This window comes from Plantibacter sp. MMLR14_011 (assembly GCF_001865025.1).
Classification (GTDB): Bacteria; Actinomycetota; Actinomycetes; order Actinomycetales; family Microbacteriaceae; genus Plantibacter; species Plantibacter flavus_A.
In genome coordinates this window covers 1-5,675 of sequence record NZ_MJGW01000013.1, presented here as the reverse complement: position 1 = coordinate 5,675, position 5,675 = coordinate 1, and the positions used below count along the sequence as shown (strand labels likewise).

Sequence of the window (5,675 nt, the reverse complement as noted above, 5' to 3'; positions counted from 1 at the left end):
TTAACGCAAAATGGCCACCCAAGAACCTTGGGTGGCCATTTCAACGAAGAAGTCCGGCGGTGTCCTACTCTCCCACAGGGTCCCCCCTGCAGTACCATCGGCGCAAAGAGTCTTAGCTTCCGGGTTCGGAATGTGACCGGGCGTTTCCCTCTCGCTATGGCCGCCGAAACACTATTGATGTATCAAAGTGAACAAGCAAACCAACACGCTGTGCGAACACAGTGGTGTTGTTTGCGGGTTCTCGACCGTACATCGAGAACCACTCAGTGGACGCGTAGCATCTTCGTATTCAAACAAAGAAAGTGTTATCAAATTATCGGCTTATTAGTACCGGTCAGCTCCGAGAGTCTTTCGTCCTCTCTTCCACATCCGGCCTATCAACCCAGTAGTCTGGCTGGGAGCCTCTCGCCCGAAGGCATGGAAATCTCATCTTAAGGCCGGCTTCCCGCTTAGATGCTTTCAGCGGTTATCCATCCCGAACGTAGCTAATCAGCGGTGCTCCTGGCGGAACAACTGACACACCAGAGGTTCGTCCAACCCGGTCCTCTCGTACTAGGGTCAGATCCTTTCAAATTTCCTGCGCGCGCAGCGGATAGGGACCGAACTGTCTCACGACGTTCTAAACCCAGCTCGCGTACCGCTTTAATGGGCGAACAGCCCAACCCTTGGGACCTACTCCAGCCCCAGGATGCGACGAGCCGACATCGAGGTGCCAAACCATGCCGTCGATATGGACTCTTGGGCAAGATCAGCCTGTTATCCCCGAGGTACCTTTTATCCGTTGAGCGACAGCGCTTCCACAAGCCACTGCCGGATCACTAGTCCCGACTTTCGTCCCTGCTCGACTTGTCAGTCTCACAGTCAAGCTCCCTTGTGCACTTACACTCGACACCTGATTGCCAACCAGGTTGAGGGAACCTTTGGGCGCCTCCGTTACTTTTTGGGAGGCAACCGCCCCAGTTAAACTACCCACCAGGCACTGTCCCTGAACCGGATTACGGTTCGAAGTTAGATATCCAGAGTGACCAGAGTGGTATTTCAACAATGACTCCACCTGAACTAGCGTCCAAGCTTCAACGTCTCCCACCTATCCTACACAAGCCACACCGAACACCAATACCAAGCTGTAGTAAAGGTCACGGGGTCTTTCCGTCCTGCTGCGCGTAACGAGCATCTTTACTCGTAATGCAATTTCGCCGAGTTCGCGGTTGAGACAGCTGGGAAGTCGTTACGCCATTCGTGCAGGTCGGAACTTACCCGACAAGGAATTTCGCTACCTTAGGATGGTTATAGTTACCACCGCCGTTTACTGGGGCTTAAATTCTCAGCTTCGCCTTGCGGCTAACCGTTCCTCTTAACCTTCCAGCACCGGGCAGGCGTCAGTCCGTATACATCGTCTTGCGACTTGGCACGGACCTGTGTTTTTAGTAAACAGTCGCTTCCCACTGGTCTCTGCGGCCTTCAAACGCTTTCGGAGCAAGTCCTAATACGCCTCAGGCCCCCCTTCTCCCGAAGTTACGGGGGCATTTTGCCGAGTTCCTTAACCACGATTCTCTCGATCTCCTTAGTATTCTCTACCTGACCACCTGAGTCGGTTTGGGGTACGGGCCACTAGAACCTCGCGTCGATGCTTTTCTTGGCAGCATAGGATCACCTACTATCCCTTACGGGTCCGTATCGTGTCTCAGCCTTCACGAGAGACGGATTTGCCTATCTCTCAGCCTACGCACTTACACCGGGACAACCATCGCCCGGCATAGGCTACCTTCCTGCGTCACACCTGTTAATACGCTAAACGCACCAGCATGGGGTCGAGCGTTAGACCGGACCCATCATCCCCGAAGGGAATCAGTCGTCCGGGTTAGGACTCTTAGCACCACTGGATTGTCTTGGGCGGTTCTTCGCGGGTACGGGAATATCAACCCGTTGTCCATCGACTACGCCTGTCGGCCTCGCCTTAGGTCCCGACTTACCCAGGGAAGATTAGCTTGACCCTGGAACCCTTGGTCTTTCGGAGGACATGTTTCTCACATGTCTTTCGCTACTCATGCCTGCATTCTCACTCGTGTAGCGTCCACGGCTGGTTTACACCGCCGCTTCACTCGCCACACGACGCTCTCCTACCCATCAATACGGCTGGACCACGAAGGCCTACCAAAAATATCAATGCCACAACTTCGGTGGCGTGCTTGAGCCCCGTTACATTGTCGGCGCGGAATCACTTGACCAGTGAGCTATTACGCACTCTTTCAAGGGTGGCTGCTTCTAAGCCAACCTCCTGGTTGTCTGTGCAACTCCACATCCTTTCCCACTTAGCACGCGCTTTGGGACCTTAGTTGGTGGTCTGGGTTGTTTCCCTCTCGACGATGAAGCTTATCCCCCACCGTCTCACTGCTGCGCTCTCACTTACCGGCATTCGGAGTTTGGCTGACGTCAGTAAGCTTTTGGGCCCCATCGGCCATCCAGTAGCTCTACCTCCGGCAAGAAACACGCAACGCTGCACCTAAATGCATTTCGGAGAGAACCAGCTATCACGAAGTTTGATTGGCCTTTCACCCCTATCCACAGCTCATCCCCTCAGTTTTCAACCTAAGTGGGTTCGGTCCTCCACGACGTCTTACCGTCGCTTCAACCTGGCCATGGATAGATCACTTCGCTTCGGGTCTAGGACATGCGACTGAATCGCCCTATTCAGACTCGCTTTCGCTACGGCTACCCCACACGGGTTAACCTCGCCACATATCGCTAACTCGCAGGCTCATTCTTCAAAAGGCACGCTGTCACACCAACAAGGGTGCTCCAACGGTTTGTAAGCAAACGGTTTCAGGTACTATTTCACTCCCCTCCCGGGGTACTTTTCACCTTTCCCTCACGGTACTTGTCCGCTATCGGTCATCTGGGAGTATTTAGGCTTATCAGGTGGTCCTGACAGATTCACACGGGATTTCTCGGGCCCCGTGCTACTTGGGATACTCCTCGCACGATTGCAGCATTTCGACTACCGGGCTGGCACCGTCTCTGGCTGGGCTTTCAATCCCATTCGTCTATACCACGTTCTAATGCTCCCCGAATATCAGTTCGGAGTGAGAAGTCCCACAACCCCGGACATGCAACGCCTGATAGCTATCACACATGCCCGGTTTAGCCTCTTCCGATTTCGCTCGCCACTACTGACGGAATCACTGTTGTTTTCTCTTCCTGGGGGTACTGAGATGTTTCACTTCCCCCCGTTCCCTCTACCCGCCCTATATATTCAGGCGGGAGTCACCAGATCACCACAAGGGGCCTGGCGGGGTTTCCCCATTCGGAAATCCTCGGATCACAGCTCGTTTATCAGCTCCCCGAGGCTTATCGCAGATTACTACGTCCTTCTTCGGCTCCAGATGCCAAGGCATCCACCGTTTGCTCTTAGAAATTTGAAATCACATGAGTTTGAATCGATCGACACCAGTTACCTGATGCAGATTGACCAATGATCTACCACCCTCCGAAGAGGGTGTTTGATCTTTGTGATCCACAACCCCGAAAGGTCATGAATCTAAGATGCTCGCGTCCACTGTGTAGTTCTCAAAGTACGGGCGGTACCTCTCTCCTTGACCATTCATGTCAAGCAAAAGAGGCCCTGAGGTTCGTCCTTCCTCCACCGAAGCGGAGAAGATCCGGTCCCTCAGGACCCAACAGCGTGCATATGCAAACCCTCCAGCCGGCCACCGTTCCAATCTCCCGAAGAAGACGTACTTGCTGGCAGACTCTCACGTCTACATCAATGTCAATGTTCCACCCATGAGCGCCACCCGAGAACATTCGTCTCAGTGTGACTTGGCAACGTAAACCTCGCTGTATACAGACGAGCGTTGCACATGCTCCTTAGAAAGGAGGTGATCCAGCCGCACCTTCCGGTACGGCTACCTTGTTACGACTTAGTCCTAATTACCGATCCCACCTTAGACAGCTCCATCCTTGCGGTTAGGCCACTGGCTTCGGGTGTTACCGACTTTCATGACTTGACGGGCGGTGTGTACAAGGCCCGGGAACGTATTCACCGCAGCGTTGCTGATCTGCGATTACTAGCGACTCCGACTTCATGAGGTCGAGTTGCAGACCTCAATCCGAACTGGGACCAGCTTTTTGGGATTCGCTCCACCTTACGGTATTGCAGCCCTTTGTACTGGCCATTGTAGCATGCGTGAAGCCCAAGACATAAGGGGCATGATGATTTGACGTCGTCCCCACCTTCCTCCGAGTTGACCCCGGCAGTATCCCATGAGTTCCCACCATGACGTGCTGGCAACATAGAACGAGGGTTGCGCTCGTTGCGGGACTTAACCCAACATCTCACGACACGAGCTGACGACAACCATGCACCACCTGTTTACGAGTGTCCAAAGAGTTGACCATTTCTGGCCCGTTCTCGTATATGTCAAGCCTTGGTAAGGTTCTTCGCGTTGCATCGAATTAATCCGCATGCTCCGCCGCTTGTGCGGGCCCCCGTCAATTCCTTTGAGTTTTAGCCTTGCGGCCGTACTCCCCAGGCGGGGCGCTTAATGCGTTAGCTACGACACGGAAACCGTGGAATGGTCCCCACATCTAGCGCCCAACGTTTACGGGGTGGACTACCAGGGTATCTAAGCCTGTTTGCTCCCCACCCTTTCGCTCCTCAGCGTCAGTAGCGGCCCAGAGATCTGCCTTCGCCATCGGTGTTCCTCCTGATATCTGCGCATTCCACCGCTACACCAGGAATTCCAATCTCCCCTACCGCACTCTAGTCTGCCCGTACCCACTGCAGACCCGAGGTTGAGCCTCGGGATTTCACAGCAGACGCGACAAACCGCCTACGAGCTCTTTACGCCCAATAATTCCGGACAACGCTTGCACCCTACGTATTACCGCGGCTGCTGGCACGTAGTTAGCCGGTGCTTTTTCTGCAGGTACCGTCACTTTCGCTTCTTCCCTGCTAAAAGAGGTTTACAACCCGAAGGCCGTCGTCCCTCACGCGGCGTTGCTGCATCAGGCTTTCGCCCATTGTGCAATATTCCCCACTGCTGCCTCCCGTAGGAGTCTGGGCCGTGTCTCAGTCCCAGTGTGGCCGGTCACCCTCTCAGGCCGGCTACCCGTCGTCGCCTTGGTGAGCCGTTACCTCACCAACAAGCTGATAGGCCGCGAGTCCATCCTTGACCAAAATTCTTTCCAGCAACTCACCATGCGGTGGAAGCTCGTATCCGGTATTAGACGTCGTTTCCAACGCTTATCCCAGAGTCAAGGGCAGGTTACTCACGTGTTACTCACCCGTTCGCCACTAATCCACCCAGCAAGCTGGGCTTCATCGTTCGACTTGCATGTGTTAAGCACGCCGCCAGCGTTCGTCCTGAGCCAGGATCAAACTCTCCGTAAATGTTGAATTGCACGATCCGAAGACCGGCACATTTCGCGCACCATGCCACCGGAATAGGTGAACACGATGCAAGTTTGAAACTGACAGAACAAATCATTACTGACTTGCTTTGTTTTGTTTAAATGTTTTCCAAAGGAATCTCTTACAACATCAACCAACCGAAAAGGAAGGCATCAATTGCACGAGGTTTTTGGCATTTGACATTGTGCACGCTGTTGAGTTCTCAAGGATCGGATGCTCCTGCCTTTGGCCATCACGACCGCCCTGCAGGGCAACTTCTCTA

At 53.9% G+C, this 5,675-nt stretch carries 3 rRNA genes; all 3 read right to left on the bottom strand.

What is annotated here, in order from left to right:
- Window positions 1-51: 51 nt before the first annotated feature.
- Window positions 52-168, bottom strand: a 5S ribosomal RNA gene (gene rrf, locus BIU99_RS08365).
- Window positions 169-304: 136 nt separating this feature from the next.
- A 23S ribosomal RNA gene (locus tag BIU99_RS08360) occupies window positions 305-3,422 on the bottom strand.
- A 449-nt stretch (window positions 3,423-3,871) separates the two neighbouring features.
- Window positions 3,872-5,392 (bottom strand): 16S ribosomal RNA (locus BIU99_RS08355).
- The 16S, 23S and 5S rRNA genes sit together here, the layout of an rRNA operon.
- Window positions 5,393-5,675: the final 283 nt, after the last annotated feature.